Raw genomic sequence first — 15,892 nt, forward strand, 5'->3', positions numbered from 1 at the left:
ATGAACCGCCGTATACCGAACGGTACGTACGGTGGTGTGAGAGGACGGGGGTTAGTCACCCCCTCCTACTCGATTGCACAAAATTTGGGTCTGTCACTGCTACCTTAATCCCAGTTTTTCGGATGGTAAAGATAGGCGGTAAGCTTGTCATTAAAGCAGGCAAGACCCTTGACGAATTGTTTGAATGCAATTGCTTCACAGCCGGAACGAAAGTTTTGACAGATGAAGGGGAGAAATCTATCGAGGATATTGAAGTAGGGGATAAGGTTCTTTCGAAGTCTGACGAAACGGGAGAAGTAGCGCATAAAGTGGTCGTACGGCTATTCCAGAAACAGACAGACGAAATTTACTACCTCCATGTAGGAAATGAAATCATTGAGGTTACAGATGACCATCCGTTCTGGTTGGATAGCAAGGGTTGGACACTTGTCAAAGATCTGAAAGTTGGCGACTTGCTTGTTTCGAGTGACGGTACTAAACTGGCAATAGACAAGATTGAAAAAGAACCAAGGGAAGCCACTGTCTATAATTTTGAAGTAACTGATTATAACTCTTATTTTGTTTCGAATCTTGGTCTGTGGGTCCATAATTGCAGAGTAATATCATCTAGATTCGCAGATAACCCTATTTCATTTCAACTACAGACCCTGGATGACAATTTATATAATAAATGGAACAAAGGTTCATATGAAACAACTGGTGATTCACTAATAGACCATTATGACAGGCATGCTAAAGAAGTTGGAGCAAGTAACCTCGCTTAATATGTAAGAAAGGCTGATGGTTTTATGCAAAATCTCAAAGGGTCGAAAACTTATACTAATCCTGGTGGATATACAGAGGGGGCTGTGAAGTATGTTAAGAACGGAAAATACATCATTTTGGCTCCAGATAAAACAATATTATCTTTTGGGACTGTTAAATAGATAAAACAGGAGAATTCATTAATGGAAAAATGGAAAAGTATCGTTATTGATGGTGTTACAAGTATTGATAAAGTGGTTGCAAAGTTCAACATTTGGTCAATTAATAAGTTGCCATTTCCAAAGTTTAAAGTGAAAATTCGTGAAGAAAAATCAGGTGTACTCTTTGGTTCAACAAATGTCGCAGTCAAGAGTGACATTGATGGAGAGCCAGATTGGATAAGTGGACATGGAAGAATTATAGCTGAGGCGTTAGAGGATACAATAATAAGTTTTTTTAGCACTTTGGATGGATTTACAGATTTGGTGGAAGAGGATTTTGTGTGGGCCGATATTCACGATTTTTGATAAGTTCTTTATAAGATCTTGAGGGATATTGGTCAAGACCCCAATATGTAGACATTGAGAAAAACCCCGACCTTTAGGCCGATAGCTGACGCCTGAATTCTACGGGCGTCAGCTTTTTTAATTTTCTTTGCGGCCGATTATGGTTGTAAAATTGGATATACTCTTCAATTCGTCTTTGTGCCGTCACGGTTATATCGTTCAATGCTGGACAGCAGCCAAACTGTGTAATGAGCTGATGGAGGCCCAATCAGAGAGGCGTTTGCTTCAATTGGAGAAACAATGGTTAAAAGTCGATCTAGCCATTCTTGATGAGGTAGGGTTTGTTCCTTTAAGTAAAGCAGGTGCTGAGCTACTATTTCAATTCTGTGCTATTCGCTATGAAAAAGGAAGCATGATCCTTAAAGAGCAATTTGGACTTCGCTAACTGGACTCAAGTGTTCAAGGATGAACAAATGACGGCCGCTTTAGTGGATCGACTTACACACCGAGCTCACATTTTTGCAATGAACGGCGATACTTACCGATGTAAGCAAAGCCTGAAGCAATCGTGATCATGAAAAAGTTACCCACACGTCGGGTGGAATAATTTTTGCCGTGGTGGTCAATTTTTTGATGAGCACGATGGTCAACTATTTGATTGACATTCACAAAGGAAATCATTTACCAACTGAAAGTAGACGATCAAGTCATCGAAACAACCGAAAATCACCCATTTTGGGTCGAAGGTAAAGGCTGGGTGCTCGCATTTCAACTACAGGTAGGCGATAACCTTCACTAGAGCAACGGGAACATCTTGGAGATTGACAACATCAAGATTGTTAAGAATAATGTTAAAGTTGCAGTTTACAACTTTACTGTAGCAGATTTTCATACGTATTTTGTAAGTAGTTTGGGGATATGGGTTCGTAATATTACTTGTATTGACCCCAATACATTAAGAATACTTGGTGATGCCATCCTTGATAAGATGGAAAAGATAGGTGGGCATACAATTGAAAGGCACGTTTCCATGACTAATTCAGAATTGATAAAGCGAGCAAATCAAGGAGATAAACCGGGAGACTCAGGAAAGGATGCAACATCATATCCAGATCTAAAAACAGCTACTAAAGCAACACAAAATATATACGGGCAAATGCAGATGAAATAGCAAAGTGGTTAAATAATCCTACTGTAAAAAATGGTTTATCTAGACACTTTGAGTACGAGCATAATTTTGAAGTTGGGTACGGGGTGTACGCAAATAGTAAAAACGTACAGTACGGTATAAATTCAACACAAATTTAGATTAAAAAAGATACCACTAACGAGTATGGATTTGTTATTTCAACTTCGCATCCATTGCTGAATTCAAAATAGTGGAAGAACTGGCGGGGATATAATGTCAAAAACTATAAATATTACTATATCCGATTTATGGACAGCTAATATAAAAAATCCAAGGGTACGCCAACCCGTTTCCAGTTTCGATATGACTGAAAATATTTATATAAGAGTTAGGCTAGTCGTTGAGATGTCTGGAAAAACCATGCCTGGAATGGGTTACTTCGGTGAAGATGATGTAGATATATTTGAGTGGTTGAACATACTGCAAATGGTTAAAAATGAACTTGTATATGATAAAAATAAGACATTTAATTACCAAGTACCTGAGCAGGGCGAACCAATCTATCAATTTTCCCGTGAGGATAAATGGCTTTATAGCTCAATAGTCGCTTCTGCTGTCACAGGTGCAAAAGCTAATCCTTACTGGAAAAGGGTTCCTTGTTTATTTGCAGAGTTTATTGAAGAGCTTGATTTAATTCTAGGAAAATTATACAGATTATTAAAAACAGAATCCCCTAAGTATGCAGATGACATTTGGAGAAAACATGTTTGGATGTAGTGATCATCGACCTATGAGATAATATGCATCCCATTGACCTCTGGAAAGAAAATCTCCCGCAGCCAGTGGTCGATCAAGGCAATTTGAATGATCGTAATGAAGGAGATTGAAAAATGGATTTGAAATTCGAAAAATATAAACAAGAAATACTTCAGTTAAGTGAATTACTAAACATAAAGATCAATAACCTGGAAGGGATAGATTGTTTTCTTCCTTTTTTCACAAGAATCAAAGAGGATTCTTCTATACTTATAATAAAATTAGATGGGGAAAGAGAGAAAAACCTTTTCACACTAATGATTTCAGGGAATTTGCTGGGGCAAGGTGAGTATATAAGAGCAGAGACTTCTGACCTCGAAGGAGGCCTAAGCTATATTTTTGTAGAGTATGCCAAAAAAGTTTGGCAGTGGGAGCCTTTAGAATAAAGGGGGGAGTAATGATGACGAGAGAAGATTATATGAGAGAACTCTCAGAGCTATTCGACAAACAATTGAGCAACCCATTTCCTTATGGGGACACAAAGATAATGGAAAAAGAGTTGGAAGATCATTTTTCCGCACTTCAAGAAGATCATATATTTACCGCTGACTTTAGTGATTATTGTTCAGCTATTGCAGGGACGATTAGCTATATTGTAAAGGATAAGGCAATAAACATACCCAAAGGACAGATAGATTACATACAAAAGAGTTTTTTTGAAAGTTTTCCTCAGTATTGCTTTATCAAAGAAAGCTTAGGTAAATATCCAAATCTGTATAGCGAATATACGAGTTATGAACAAGCGAGGAAGTTAATTTTAGATTTTCTTAGCAAACATAAAGAGTAGAGTAAGAACATGTCCTGGACCGAGAGTTCGATCAGGAGGAAGCCAAACGCTTCGTCGTCAGCGATCTGACGTATGTGAAGGTCCAGAACCGAAGGCATTACATTTGTGTGCTGGTCGATTTGTTCAATCGAGAGATCATTGGGCATAGTGCAGGTCCATACAAGGACGCTGCACTGATTTCCCGCCCTTTTGCGACGGTACAAGACGATTTACGCCAGATTCAGTGGTTTCATACCGACCGTGGTAGCAAGTTCAAAAATCAAAAGATGGACGAGCTTTTGGAGACGTTTGAAATCGGCTGATCGCGATGAACTTCCAGAGTCTTCGTCATCTGGATCTGGAATTATACGATTACGTGAACTGGTTTAACAAACATCGTATTCATGGGACCTTAGGCTATATGACGCCTGTTCAGTATCGCCAAGAAGCCCTTAAAAAAGTTGTTTGATTCACTGTTGACAATCCAACTAACCGATTAGTTAATGGGGGACACGGACAAGAAAATATAGACTATTTAATTGTTTGCAGAATATAAAGGTGTTCGTGTTGGTATTATCAAAAACAACGGCTCAATTGGTACAGTAACCCCAGATAACAGTAGTCAACCATGAGGTGATTTTATTGAAAGAACTAGATATGATTAAAAAAATCATCGAAAAAAGAACATCCCTTCATCCGGATGATCCAAGAATCGTAGAATGTTGGGGTGAGCTTACAAAAATTTTTTCTAGAAATGAACAGTTTGTTATGGATGTTCTAGAGCAATGCTCTGAAGAAGAAATATTTTGGCTAAGTGAAATCTTTGAAGATATATCTTTGTATCTCCAAAGTAGATCATTTATACGTTTTCTACGATCTATCCAAAAGAAGTACCCGAATATTGATATTGAGCTAGATATTCAATATGCAGAAAAAGTACTGGAAGATAAGAGTTGTTAGTGTGCGCACCTTGATGGATTATCCTCTATCAAGGTCTTTTCTTTTTCTTATAAATCGTAATAATTACGTTTTATATTGACTTTGGTCATTTCAATGCGTTATGATAACAAACAAATCGAAATCATTACGTTTTAAACCTGATCAAAAAGGAGAAGCTTCCATGAACACGAACAACAATAAAATCCCCGTCACAGTCCTAAGTGGGTACCTGGGAGCAGGCAAAACAACACTGCTGAACCACGTCCTAAACAATCAGGACGGGCTACGAGTCGCCGTGATCGTAAACGACTTGAGCGAAGTAAATGTAGATGCCGTTCTTATTTCTTCTGGCAATGGTCTTTCACGTGTGGACGAAAAGGTCGTGGAGCTGTCTAATGGCTGCATTTGCTGCACCTTGCGAGAGGATTTGCTGACGGAGGTCGAGCGGCTGGCCTTGGAAGGACGGTATGACTACATACTGATTGAATCGACGGGGGTAGGAGAGCCGGTTCCTGTCGCCCAAACGTTCACCTACATAGACGAAGAAAATGGCATCAATTTATCGTCCCTGTGCCGACTGGACACGATGGTGACCGTGGTGGATGCGTACCGCTTCTGGCATGACTTTTCCTCTGGCGAAAACCTTTTGCACAGAGGGCAGGCAGTCGGCGAAGACGATACCCGTGAGGTGGCGGATCTTTTAATCGACCAGATTGAATTCTGCGATGTGTTGATCCTGAACAAATGTGATCGTGTAGCTCCAGACGATTTGATACAGCTGGAGGCAGTGCTGCGCAAGCTTCAGCCGAATGCTCGCTTCATCCGCACTGTTCGCGGGCAGGTAGACCCGCAAGAAATTTTGAATACCGGCCTTTTCGACTTCGAGGCTGCCAGTCAATCAGCGGGATGGCTTGCCGAGCTGCAAAAGGAGGAGCATACACCGGAGACGGACGAGTACGGAATTTCCTCCTTTGTCTATCGTGGACGCAGACCGTTTCATCCAGCGCGATTTGAAAAGTGGTTGGAGGCTTGGCCAGAAGAAGTCGTACGTGCCAAAGGCTTTTTCTGGCTGGCAACACGAAATGAGGTGGCAATGACACTCAGTCAGGCGGGACCATCCATCGAAATCGGAACGGCAGGATATTGGACAGCAGCGTTGTCGGCAGAAGAGCAGCAAGCGATTCTGGCAGAGGAACCGGACTGGCAACAAACATGGCATCCTGTCCATGGAGATCGCACAACAGAGCTCGTCTTCATTGGAATTGATTTGAACCAGGAGCAAATCGCGAAATATCTGAATGCATGTCTCTTGACGGACGAGGAATATGAGGCGGATTGGAGCAAGCTGCATGACCCACTTCCCTCAGCAAATGCCGTAATCGAGACGACACTTTAAGTTTTAACCCAAAAAAGGAGGCTGACATCCATGCGCGTGAACGTTACCTTGCAATGCACCGAAACAGGAGATCGCAATTACATCACATCCAAAAACAAGCGGAACCATCCAGAACGATTAGAACTGAAAAAATACTCACCCCGTCTGAAGCGCTATACTCTTCATCGAGAGACGAAGTGAACACGAAAAAAGCTCTCCCCAGGTCCCAAGATCAAGGGAGAGCTTTCCTTTTACAAAAGAATCAAAGCCAAGATAGCTACCACAACAATCCCCGTAACACCCTCCACTAGTGTCGCTAATGTCTGCGCACGATAAGCGGTGGTCAAGCTCATTTTGGAGAATTGGGACACGACCCAGAAGTAAGAGTCGTTGACATGGCTGACGACCATTGCACCGCTGCCGATTGCCATGACTGTCAAGATTTGACCGATCGGCACGGTACCCATCATGGCGTCCAGCCCCAGTGATGGCAAGAGCGGCATGACGAGAGTAGAGGTAATGACGAGTGAGGCTGTCGAGCTGCCTTGGGCTGTTTTGATCACGGCTGCAATCAAGAAAATCACAATCAATCCGCCGACGCCGACTAAAGCAGTGTTGCCATCCAGCAACGATTTCACATAGTCGGCAATCGGAGTCGCTTTGATAACGGCGCCCAAAGCACCACCAGCACCTGTAATCATGATGATAATAGCTGAATCCAGTAGTCCGGCACTCATCCAGTTGGTCAACGTTTCTTCATTTCGTTTTGGTAATAAACCGAAAATTGCGAACAAAAGTCCGATAAATAACGCATTCACAGGTGCACCCAAGAAAGAGAGCAGTGTATGGGTGAAGCCGCTTGTTAACAAAAGCTTTTTGTCCTCTGCACCAACTCCTACAGGGAAGTTGGCAACAGACCCGATTGCCATGAGCAGAATCGGGATGAGGATAGGAGCGAAGGCAGCGAAACCAGACGGCAGCTTGCCGAAACGCGCTTTGTATTCCTCAAATGTTTCTACCGCCTCATCCAAGTCAGCAGGGAGTTTGGCAGCGACTTTTCGTGCCCATATATGCCCGGCAAGAGCGACAGGGATGGAGACGATCAAACCGACGAAAATAACCCAAATCAAGCCTTCGGGTCCGATTCCTACATTGGTGGCAGCGGCAATCGGGCCAGGTGTAGGGGGTACCAGCGTATGAGTAGCGTACAGCCCAGTGGAGAGGGCGACTCCCAATGTGATAACGCTTACACCAGTGCGTTTGGCTAAAGATTTTTTTAGCGAAGACAAAATAACATAGCCGGAGTCGCAAAAAACAGGGATGGAAACGATCCAGCCGATGATGCTCATGGCGATTGCAGGATGGCGATCTCCGAGCAGACGCAGCACGACTTCCGCCATTTTGACGGCTGCCCCTGAGTTTTCCAGTATCTTTCCGATGAGCGTACCGAAAATGATCACGAGTCCGATGGAAGTGATGATTCCACCGAAGCCACCTGCGATTTCTTTTCCGATATCCGCAATCAAAGGCTTGTCGATGCCGCTAAGCGTGCCGGTGAGGTTGGTGAGCAGGGCAAAAATATACGTACTAGAAATGATAGATAAGAACGGATGGAGCTTCCACTTTGCCGTTGCATACACGATAAACACAATGCTGATGACGAGGAGAAGCAAAATAATCGGACCTAGCTGTACGACTTCAGGACTCATGACAAACCTCCTTTTAAGTAGTGGATATTATTTCAGGCTATAAATACGCATGACCTGCTCGGCTGTCTGCTCCAGAAGCGAAGCGGCTTCGCGCATCGATTGCTCCTGCGCCATCGGCTTGTTGGCGATGCTGACAACGGCGGAGATGCCTTTTTCATAGAGGGCATCGATACCATCGCCAATGGACCCAGCGAGGACGATGACCGGAATGCCGTATTGCTGCGCGACCTGTGCGACCCCACAGGGAGTCTTTCCTTGGGCCGTCTGGAAGTCGACTTGACCCTCTCCTGTGATAACGAGATCGGCTTTGTCCATGGCTTCCGCGAGTCCGGTTGTCTCGATAACGATCTCAATCCCGGATCGCAGCTGACCGTCCATAAAGGCGAGAAGAGCACCAGCGACACCACCCGCAGCACCTGTCCCCGGCAGATCGTGAATCGTAATGCTTCGGTTTTTTTCGATCAGGTCAGCGAAATGGCGCAAATGTTCGTCCAGTTGCAGCACCATTTCCGGTGTGGCTCCTTTTTGTGGGCCGAAAACATGAGAAGCGCCATTGGGTCCAACAAAAGGATTGGTGACATCGCACGCGATAATGAACTGACAGTCGGCCAAACGTTTATCGACTTGACTCGTATCAACGCGGCTCAGTCGTGATAGTTCACCTCCTCCAAAAGAGAGTGGCTGATCGTCCTGATCGAGGAGCATGTATCCGAGAGCTTGGAGCATGCCAGCCCCGCCATCATTGGTAGCGCTTCCACCGAGTCCGAGAATGAACCTGCGGCAGCCCTGATTCAGTCCGGCCGTAATTAATTGACCGAAGCCGTAGGTCGTGGTGACTAGCGGATTACGCTCCTTTGCAGATATCAAGTAGAGACCAGATGCAGCAGCCATTTCGATCACACAGGTGACACCGTCACCCAGGATGCCGAATGGAGCAGAGATCTCAACCCCGAGCGGGTTTTTTACGGTGGCTGTCAGTACTCTTCCATTAGTGGCATCGACCAGGCATTGCATAGTCCCTTCTCCGCCGTCAGCCATTGGCTTCACAATCAGTTCACTATGCGGGAGTACGCGTTGAATCCCGTAGCGGATGGCTTCGCCTGCTTGTTTGGCGGTCAGGCTGCCTTTAAAGGAGTCCGGTGCTATAACGATTTTCATGACGGTGTTCCTCCTGTTCAGCCAAGGGTCATACCGACCTGCTGCTAATGATGATTACTATACAAAAAGAGCCTTCCCAAAGCATTTTGCAAATCATACAAAGGATTGTGTCGAAAAATATTCTTTTTTGTATGAATTGTCTAGTCAATGAAAGCGGAGCAATTCCAGTGCCAGCTGAATTTTGAAGGCGTCTGCAAAATGGCGGGGCTGTAAACCCGATATTCGCTCGATTCTTTCCAGTCTGTAGAGCAGGGTGTTACGGTGAATGTTCAGGCGTTGGGACGCAAGCGTGAGGTTATGATCTGACGAAAAAAGAACCTGCAGCGTTTCGATAAGCTCATCGTGTTTGACGAGAGCCCCCAAAACTTCCTCAATCACACGTCGTCGGGATTCGTCTTTTGTCTCCAACAGGAGAATTTCCAGTGCGGCATCGTCGTAATGACAGATCGACCCCTTTTCGGGAAAGCGTTCGAGGACGTATAGCGTTTGCTGCGCTTCCTGAAAAGACTGCTGTAAAAGGGAGAGCTCAGCATATCCGTGCCCCATCGTGACAAGAAGCTTCTCCTGACTCAGAGGCTGAAAGAGAGCCAACAGCTTTTCGGCGCACTCGTACAAGTAGCGCTTTATTTTTTGCGGTCCGTAAAGCTTGCGCAAATCGGTGACAATGATCCATCGGTTATGATTGACGGCTGAGACGCAGACTTGATCCGCGTACTGAAAGCATGCTGCCATTTTGGATTGCCATTGCTTGGTCGAAGAAGACCTCGCTGTCCAATCGTTTTTGCCGCTTGTTCGTACGATGACAATCGAGCGTGGTCCGCTTAAATCGAGCCCGAGCAATTTTCCACGTGATTGCACGACTTCCGGGGAGGAATCGAGTGTCCCTGAAATCATATCCTGCACGAGGAAATTGAGAGAGCGTTCCTCCAGTGCCATCTGCTCCGTCAAGTACGCTTGCTGCAGCATCATTTCCGTCATCATTCGCACGGCTTTGCCAAAAGGAACGACCTCTTGCGGGGAACCCGAAATGCCAATTACTCCGACAATCTCCTGCTCAAAAAAGATTGGCATGTTGATACCCGGACGCGTACCGGACCATTTCTTGCTCTCCTGCGTAGACAAAACAATTTCTTCGCCCGACTTGATGACTTGCTGTGCAGCTTCATGGATGGTCGCGATCCGTGCGGGATTGCTGGAGCTGATGATGATGCCGTCTCGGTTCATAACATTGATGTTTAACTGAGTGACTTCCATCGTTCGTTTGACGATCTTGTCGGCCATCAATTTATTGAGTTTCATTCGAATGGTCTCCTTTTGGGCAAAAAGACTGTCCCCCGCGTCTATAGCGAAGAACAGTCTTGAATGAGTTAGGCATTCTTTTTCAGTGCGACATCTCCGGGTTGTGCATTTTTATCGGAGAAGAACCACTTCATCATTGGCGGTGTGACGATAGTCGTCAAGAGTACGACGACAATCAGGACGGCAAACATGTCATCGGACAGCAAATTGTTTTCCAAACCAATCGCAGCGATAATGAGGGCCACTTCCCCGCGGGATACCATGGCAGCACCGATGGCCATGGAGTTTTTCCAAGGGAATCCTGTGATCTTGGCACCAAATGCACCACCGACGAGCTTGGAGATGATCGCGATAACACTCAACATTACAATCAGACCGAGATTGTCTACGATTCCAGAGAACTGTGCAGTTACCCCGATCGAGGTGAAAAACACCGGAACGAAAACAGCGTAACTGATGGTTTCGACCTTGTGCGTTACTTCTTGCTTGAATTTGGTCAAGCTGATGGCAACACCGGCGATGTAGGAACCGATGATTGCGGCAACCCCTGTATATTCAGCAAAGTAAGCGAACATGAAACAGATGATAAGCGCCGCGGAAATGACAGATTCGGTGACCTGCAATGGAGCGAACTTTTTCAGTATCCACGGGACAACCTTCCAGGAGAGAACAATGACGATGGCGAAAAACGCAACCTTTTTCAAAACCACCATGCCGAGATTCACGTCGCCGCCAGCAAAGCTCATCAAGAAGGCGAGTGCCAAAATGACCAAAACGTCGTCAATAACAGCGGCTCCCATGATAGTTGCGCCTTCTCTTGATTTTAGCTTGCCCAATTCCTTCAGTGTTTGTACAGAAATACTTACACTAGTAGCGGAGAGCAACAGACCCAGGAAGATCGATTCGATGTTGGAGAGACCGATCGCAATCCCGGCGCCATAACCGAGTGCAAGCGGCATGACAATCCCTGCGACACCTACACTGGTTGAAGACTTGGCGGTGCGTTTGAACTCATCAATATCGGTCTCCAAGCCCGCGATGAACATGAGCAGGATAACCCCGATTTGACTAATTTCCTTGAGGATTTCTGTGTCCGTGACCAGTCCGAGAACGGTCGGACCCAAGACGATACCGATGAGCAGTTTCCCCAAAACGGATGGCTGCCCCAGCCGCACACTGATGTCCCCAGCGATTTTGGAGGCAATCAAGATGACAGCTAGCTGAAAAATAAGCATGTGGTTTCCCCCTTTTTACGAAATAAAAAAGAGCCCGCGATCACAGACTCCTTTTTGTCGGCTAAAAAAAGACAAAAAGAACCCTATGATGACAGGCTCCTCCAGAAACGAATCAAATATTCAATTGACGATATACAAACATTTTAACATCCTGGGCAGAAAAAGTAAACACTTGGTGACAATTGGTCCACAGCGTGTGAAGATATAACAAAAACTGGAGGAGGAGCAAGCATGGCAAAAATCAGTAAAGAAAATGCAGAGCATTATATTTGGGGCGATAATTGCGATGGCTGGCATCTGGTCAAAGGCCAAGAGCTCAGCGTCATCCATGAGCGGATGCCGGGAAATACAGAAGAAGTACGTCACTATCACGAGAGGTCGCGGCAGTTTTTCTTCGTACTGTCAGGACAGGCTATGCTGGAAGTGGATGGCGTACGGCATGTGCTGGGCAGGCAAGAAGGGGTAGAAGTGCCTCCGGGAGTCAAACACCAGATGAAAAACGAAGGAGCAGAGGATGTAGAATTTCTCGTGATCTCTCAGCCGACAATAAGAGGAGACCGTATCCAGGCAGATTAAAGAAAGCCTGACCGTCAAAGTGGCGGCCAGGCTTTTTGTATGCGTCAAGCTTATTTGAAATTGGTATAATCGGACATTTGAGCGAATATATCTGCCAACGCGTGCATTCCTTCGAATGTTTGGTAAGCGAAAATTGGCAGACCCACTACAAATAACAAAGCTTCTCCGATATATTTGGCGATCATATGATCAACCTCCTTTTGGATGTGTGTTACGCCAAGCGATCCAAAACGAAAGAATCATATGTCCCCATTTCGCCGTCTGTATGCTGTAAGCGCCTGAACAAGCGAAGGCGCTGCGGTTGCCTTGCCGCCATTGGATAAGTCTCAACCAACAAAAGGTTAATGGTAGGTCGGTACGTATCCGAAGCGTTCTGATGAAGAGCCCGGTTTTGCAGGTAACACTGTCTGAGACAAAAAGCAGAAGTGAAGCATCCTACAAAAAGCGCGACCAAGGCGAAGAAATCTTCCAGCGAAAACAGCAGCAATAGCATATCTTCCATGGCGATTCTCCTCCTTTCGTATTCATCATTCTACTCTTGTTCACAATGTCGAGCAACCCCGAAAAATCGTGAGAGCGGATACATTGGCACTTTGCCAACTATTTCAATTTATGAATGGATAGATTGACTCGGTAGTTCCCAAAAAGCTGGAACAGCATGGCTTCGAACAAATCATTGCCATCGAAGAGGAGTATGAATGGCAAGGGATTCATCTGCATCGGACAAGTGGTCGACACGGTACGGGTGAAATTGGTCAGCTGATGGGGCCAGTGTATGGCTTTGTCTTGGAGAGAGCTGGTGAACAGACGCTGTATGTGGCGGGTGATACGATTTGGTGTGGGGAAGTGGAGCAGGCCATTGCTGAGTATCATCCGGGTGTGATCGTCGTTTTCGCAGGTGCGGCCCGGTTTTTGACGGGAGACCCGATTACGATGACGAAGGAAGATATCGCCCATGTCGCGGTTGCCGCTCCAGAAAGCCGTATTCTCGTTGCCCAGGGGCTTTTGACGTTGTCGAAAAATAGGCTTATCCATCATTTGACAAACGAAAATCAACGTAATAAACTATTTTTACGTAAATGATTAATGTCATGAGGTGTTGTTGTGGCGCACGAACAACTGGAAACATATGTAGTCGAGAAACCGGAACAGGCGATGGCGTTATTGAACCCACTCCGTGCCGAGATTTTAAGCCGTTTGGCAGAGCCTGCTTCGGCAGCAGAAGTCGCACGTGGTATCAATGAAATCCCGCAGCGCGTTAATTATCATTTGAAGGCCTTGGAAAAAGTCGGCCTGGTTAGGCGGGTAGGAAGTCGTCAGGTGCGCAATCTCGTCGAGGTGCTATATTTGGCGATTGCGCGGACGTATGTGCTCTCGGAAGGACTGAACTGGGGGAATGATACCGTCCAGCAAATGAAGGATCAAGGATCGTTGTCTCATTTGGTCCAGACAGCAGAACGAATCAAACGCGATGCCATGCTCTTGCTGGAGCGGTCCGACCAAGAGGTGGAGGTTCCGAGTGCCTCTCTGAATGCGAGTATTCAGCTTGCCAGTGCTGAGCAGCGCAGTGCTTTTGTTGAGGAGTACGTTCAATTGGTGAATCAGCTTGTGACGAAGTATCAGCCAAAAGAAAAGGGACAAGAAACGTATCAGGTCGTTCTCGCGGTTTATCCAAAACAAGGAGGAGACGAGTCATGAAGGCACAAGCGACAGAGTCTAACAGGTCCAAACCCGTAATCGTCTGGGAAAATCGTATCCAGCCACAATCTGATCAGGTCATTTCCATGCCAGCCCGAATCGGAAATGGAGTTGCTGTCGAAAGCGAAGCAGCTGTTCAGACATGGTCAGTGGGTCCGGCGAGTAATCCGGCAGTGGTGACGCAGGTCTCTTCTGGATTCCACAAAAAATCGGTGGCAGTACCACAAGCAACCAGCATGCGAATGGCCGCATAAGAAAATCGAACGTAAACAAGCGAAGGAGGGCTTTTCATGAATCTCATTCCGGTAGTAGTCGAGCAAACGAGTTATGGAGAGAGGTCCTATGACATTTACTCCCGGTTGTTGAAGGATCGCATCATTTTTCTCGGTAGTGCCATAGATGATCAGGTAGCCAATGCAGTCGTTGCTCAGCTGCTGTTCCTGGCAGCAGATGACCCGAAAAAAGACATTCACCTTTATATCAATTCGCCTGGAGGCTCTGTCACAGCTGGGATGGCGATTATCGATACGATGAAATTCGTAGCGCCTGAGGTGTCCACGATCTGCACGGGGATGGCAGCGTCTATGGGCGCGATGCTTCTCGTAGCAGGCGCGCCGGGCAAACGCTATGCGCTGCCCAATGCGGAAGTGATGCTCCATCAGCCATGGGGAGGCAGCCAAGGACAGGCGAGCGATATCAAGATCGCAGCAGATCGTATTCTGCGACATCGCAACATGCTGTATACGATCATTTCGGAGCGTACGGGAAAGACAGTCGAGCAAATCGAAAAAGACGCAGACCGCGACTACTTCCTCACTGCCGAGGAAGCGCTCGAATACGGCTTGATTGATAAAGTAATCGAGAAATTGTAGAGCTGGGGGTGCCGGGGTTGAAGATCCTGTTTTTGGGGGGAACGCGTTTTATCGGTCCACATGCAGTAAAGCGCTTGGCAGAATCAGGTCATGAGGTTGCGATATTTAATAGGGGACTGTCCCTCGGCGCAGCCTCTCTTCCACAAGGTGTCGCCTCGATCACGGGGGATCGTGCCAGGCTCGGTGAGTACCGGGCGGCTTTTCGCTCCTTTGCTCCCGATGTCGTTATTGATCTGTTTCCGTACACAGAAGCGGATGCCCGCCTGCTGATAGAAACGTTTCAGGATATAGCAGGTCGTGTCGTAGTGATCAGCAGCTGTGACGTGTACCAGGCTTTTGGGCGGGTGAACAAGATCGAATCGGGTCCGATTACGACAGAGCCGCTTACGGAGGAGTCGACGCTTTGCGAGAATCGTTACCCGTTCCGCGGAGCCAGGCCAGATCGCGATGATTATGACAAGGTGCTCGTGGAACAAGTCGTAATGGGTCACAAGAGTCTGCCAGGCACGATTTTGCGCCTGCCGATGGTATATGGCCCACAAGATTACCAGCATCGTGTCTACCCGTATCTTCAGCAGATGCGTGACGGGCGTCCGTTCATTTTACTCGAAGAAGGCTTTGCCTCGTGGCGTTGGGCACGTAGCTACGTAGAAGACATTGCGCATGCCATTTGCCTGGTGGCCACCGACGATCGAGCAAAAAATCAGATTTACCACGTGGCAGAAGAGCAATGCTTGTCGATGCGAGAGTGGATTGAACGAATCGGCAGCGTCTATGGTTGGGAAGGCAAAGTGATTACAGCACCTTCTGCTGAGCTGCCAAATGAGTGGGTCCCACAGATCGAAACGAAGCAGCATATTCAGCTGGATACAGCAAAAATCAGGCGTGAGCTGGGGTATACGGAACAAGCTTCCGCAGAGGAGTCTATACGACGTACGATTGCATGGGAGCTCGATCATCCTCCTGAAAACATTTTACAAGGGACTAACTACTTCACAGAGGATAAACTGGTTGCGAAGCTCGGAATTTAATTCACAGTATGATACAACCGTCAGGATTTTGCCTGGCGG

Annotated in this window: 26 protein-coding genes; 19 read left to right on the forward strand and 7 right to left on the reverse strand. The window is 46.3% G+C overall.

Annotated features, from left to right (window positions below; all coding sequences use genetic code 11):
• The coding region (locus AB1L17_RS26440) for a polymorphic toxin-type HINT domain-containing protein (protein WP_412847937.1) at nucleotides 1–764 on the forward strand (764 nt) is incomplete at its 5' end.
• A 183-nt stretch (nucleotides 765–947) separates the two neighbouring features.
• Nucleotides 948–1,271: a hypothetical protein gene (locus tag AB1L17_RS26445; protein ID WP_412847938.1), complete on the forward strand. Its 324-nt coding sequence runs from the start codon at nucleotides 948–950 to the stop codon at nucleotides 1,269–1,271.
• 73 nt (nucleotides 1,272–1,344) lie between these two features.
• Here AB1L17_RS26445 and AB1L17_RS26450 read toward each other — a convergent pair whose 3' ends face one another.
• Nucleotides 1,345–1,458: an IS3 family transposase gene (locus AB1L17_RS26450; protein ID WP_412847939.1), complete on the reverse strand. Its 114-nt coding sequence runs from the start codon at nucleotides 1,456–1,458 to the stop codon at nucleotides 1,345–1,347.
• Between AB1L17_RS26450 and AB1L17_RS26455 the strand changes: the two genes are divergently transcribed.
• From AB1L17_RS26455 to rpmG, 11 genes are all read left to right on the forward strand, one after another.
• Nucleotides 1,411–1,695 (forward strand): ATP-binding protein, encoded by a 285-nt coding sequence (locus AB1L17_RS26455; protein WP_412847940.1) that lies wholly within the window; start codon nucleotides 1,411–1,413, stop codon nucleotides 1,693–1,695. The two genes, AB1L17_RS26450 and AB1L17_RS26455, sit on opposite strands and share 48 nt — an antisense overlap.
• Before the next feature lie 28 nt (nucleotides 1,696–1,723).
• Nucleotides 1,724–1,822 carry an ATP-binding protein gene (locus AB1L17_RS26460; protein WP_412847941.1) on the forward strand — a complete coding sequence of 33 codons (99 nt, stop codon included), beginning with the start codon at nucleotides 1,724–1,726 and terminating at the stop codon, nucleotides 1,820–1,822.
• A 242-nt stretch (nucleotides 1,823–2,064) separates the two neighbouring features.
• Entirely contained in the window at nucleotides 2,065–2,421 is a 357-nt protein-coding gene (locus tag AB1L17_RS26465; protein WP_412847942.1) for an RNase A-like domain-containing protein, read from the forward strand.
• A 231-nt stretch (nucleotides 2,422–2,652) separates the two neighbouring features.
• On the forward strand, nucleotides 2,653–3,156 hold the full coding sequence (locus AB1L17_RS26470) for a hypothetical protein (RefSeq protein ID WP_412847943.1): 504 nt from the start codon (nucleotides 2,653–2,655) through the stop codon (nucleotides 3,154–3,156).
• A gap of 113 nt (nucleotides 3,157–3,269) precedes the next feature.
• Nucleotides 3,270–3,581, forward strand: a complete 312-nt coding sequence (locus AB1L17_RS26475; RefSeq protein ID WP_412847944.1) for a hypothetical protein — start codon at nucleotides 3,270–3,272, stop codon at nucleotides 3,579–3,581.
• A gap of 11 nt (nucleotides 3,582–3,592) precedes the next feature.
• Nucleotides 3,593–3,982, forward strand: coding sequence for a YxiJ family protein (locus tag AB1L17_RS26480; protein ID WP_412847945.1), 390 nt, complete (start codon nucleotides 3,593–3,595; stop codon nucleotides 3,980–3,982).
• 14 nt (nucleotides 3,983–3,996) lie between these two features.
• On the forward strand, nucleotides 3,997–4,284 hold the full coding sequence (locus AB1L17_RS26485) for a DDE-type integrase/transposase/recombinase (protein ID WP_412848005.1): 288 nt from the start codon (nucleotides 3,997–3,999) through the stop codon (nucleotides 4,282–4,284).
• A 5-nt stretch (nucleotides 4,285–4,289) separates the two neighbouring features.
• Nucleotides 4,290–4,430 carry an IS3 family transposase gene (locus tag AB1L17_RS26490; RefSeq protein ID WP_412847946.1) on the forward strand — a complete coding sequence of 47 codons (141 nt, stop codon included), beginning with the start codon at nucleotides 4,290–4,292 and terminating at the stop codon, nucleotides 4,428–4,430.
• A gap of 173 nt (nucleotides 4,431–4,603) precedes the next feature.
• Nucleotides 4,604–4,921 carry a hypothetical protein gene (locus tag AB1L17_RS26495; RefSeq protein ID WP_412847947.1) on the forward strand — a complete coding sequence of 106 codons (318 nt, stop codon included), beginning with the start codon at nucleotides 4,604–4,606 and terminating at the stop codon, nucleotides 4,919–4,921.
• Nucleotides 4,922–5,081: 160 nt separating this feature from the next.
• Nucleotides 5,082–6,296 (forward strand): GTP-binding protein, encoded by a 1,215-nt coding sequence (locus tag AB1L17_RS26500; RefSeq protein WP_412847948.1) that lies wholly within the window; start codon nucleotides 5,082–5,084, stop codon nucleotides 6,294–6,296.
• Between the two features lie 30 nt (nucleotides 6,297–6,326).
• Complete coding sequence (gene rpmG / locus AB1L17_RS26505; protein WP_007726139.1) at nucleotides 6,327–6,476, forward strand: 50S ribosomal protein L33; 150 nt, start codon at nucleotides 6,327–6,329, stop codon at nucleotides 6,474–6,476.
• Between the two features lie 50 nt (nucleotides 6,477–6,526).
• Here rpmG and AB1L17_RS26510 read toward each other — a convergent pair whose 3' ends face one another.
• The 4 genes from AB1L17_RS26510 to AB1L17_RS26525 all read right to left on the reverse strand — a co-directional run bounded on the left by AB1L17_RS26510 (nucleotide 6,527) and on the right by AB1L17_RS26525 (nucleotide 11,676).
• Entirely contained in the window at nucleotides 6,527–7,954 is a 1,428-nt protein-coding gene (locus AB1L17_RS26510; RefSeq protein ID WP_412848006.1) for a GntP family permease, read from the reverse strand.
• Between the two features lie 57 nt (nucleotides 7,955–8,011).
• Nucleotides 8,012–9,142: a glycerate kinase gene (locus tag AB1L17_RS26515; RefSeq protein ID WP_412847949.1), complete on the reverse strand. Its 1,131-nt coding sequence runs from the start codon at nucleotides 9,140–9,142 to the stop codon at nucleotides 8,012–8,014.
• Between the two features lie 144 nt (nucleotides 9,143–9,286).
• Complete coding sequence (locus AB1L17_RS26520; RefSeq protein ID WP_412847950.1) at nucleotides 9,287–10,441, reverse strand: CdaR family transcriptional regulator; 1,155 nt, start codon at nucleotides 10,439–10,441, stop codon at nucleotides 9,287–9,289.
• Nucleotides 10,442–10,509: 68 nt separating this feature from the next.
• Nucleotides 10,510–11,676 (reverse strand): cation:proton antiporter, encoded by a 1,167-nt coding sequence (locus tag AB1L17_RS26525; protein WP_412847951.1) that lies wholly within the window; start codon nucleotides 11,674–11,676, stop codon nucleotides 10,510–10,512.
• A 231-nt stretch (nucleotides 11,677–11,907) separates the two neighbouring features.
• Between AB1L17_RS26525 and AB1L17_RS26530 the strand changes: the two genes are divergently transcribed.
• A complete protein-coding gene (locus tag AB1L17_RS26530) occupies nucleotides 11,908–12,252 on the forward strand; it encodes a cupin domain-containing protein (RefSeq protein WP_412847952.1) in 345 nt (114 codons plus the stop codon).
• Between the two features lie 50 nt (nucleotides 12,253–12,302).
• Here the strand turns inward: AB1L17_RS26530 and AB1L17_RS26535 are convergent, their stop codons facing one another.
• Both AB1L17_RS26535 and AB1L17_RS26540 read right to left on the reverse strand, forming a co-directional pair.
• On the reverse strand, nucleotides 12,303–12,437 hold the full coding sequence (locus AB1L17_RS26535) for a hypothetical protein (RefSeq protein WP_409176832.1): 135 nt from the start codon (nucleotides 12,435–12,437) through the stop codon (nucleotides 12,303–12,305).
• Between the two features lie 26 nt (nucleotides 12,438–12,463).
• Entirely contained in the window at nucleotides 12,464–12,754 is a 291-nt protein-coding gene (locus AB1L17_RS26540; protein WP_412847953.1) for a hypothetical protein, read from the reverse strand.
• A 260-nt stretch (nucleotides 12,755–13,014) separates the two neighbouring features.
• On the opposite strand from AB1L17_RS26540, the gene AB1L17_RS26545 reads away from it, so the two are divergent.
• Genes AB1L17_RS26545 through AB1L17_RS26565 form a run of 5 tightly spaced genes read left to right on the forward strand, consistent with a single transcriptional unit; the run spans nucleotide 13,015 to nucleotide 15,853 of the window.
• Nucleotides 13,015–13,335, forward strand: coding sequence for an MBL fold metallo-hydrolase (locus AB1L17_RS26545; protein ID WP_412847954.1), 321 nt, complete (start codon nucleotides 13,015–13,017; stop codon nucleotides 13,333–13,335).
• Between the two features lie 21 nt (nucleotides 13,336–13,356).
• Nucleotides 13,357–13,950, forward strand: coding sequence for a winged helix-turn-helix domain-containing protein (locus AB1L17_RS26550; RefSeq protein WP_412847955.1), 594 nt, complete (start codon nucleotides 13,357–13,359; stop codon nucleotides 13,948–13,950).
• Entirely contained in the window at nucleotides 13,947–14,204 is a 258-nt protein-coding gene (locus AB1L17_RS26555; protein WP_412847956.1) for a hypothetical protein, read from the forward strand. The genes AB1L17_RS26550 and AB1L17_RS26555 overlap by 4 nt, the downstream gene beginning before the upstream one ends.
• Before the next feature lie 36 nt (nucleotides 14,205–14,240).
• Complete coding sequence (clpP, locus tag AB1L17_RS26560; protein WP_412847957.1) at nucleotides 14,241–14,822, forward strand: ATP-dependent Clp endopeptidase proteolytic subunit ClpP; 582 nt, start codon at nucleotides 14,241–14,243, stop codon at nucleotides 14,820–14,822.
• Nucleotides 14,823–14,830: 8 nt separating this feature from the next.
• Entirely contained in the window at nucleotides 14,831–15,853 is a 1,023-nt protein-coding gene (locus AB1L17_RS26565; RefSeq protein ID WP_412847958.1) for an NAD-dependent epimerase/dehydratase family protein, read from the forward strand.
• The last annotated feature ends 39 nt before the right edge of the window (nucleotides 15,854–15,892 follow it).

This window comes from Brevibacillus jepli, from assembly GCF_047229145.1.
Lineage (GTDB): Bacteria > Bacillota > Bacilli > Brevibacillales > Brevibacillaceae > Brevibacillus.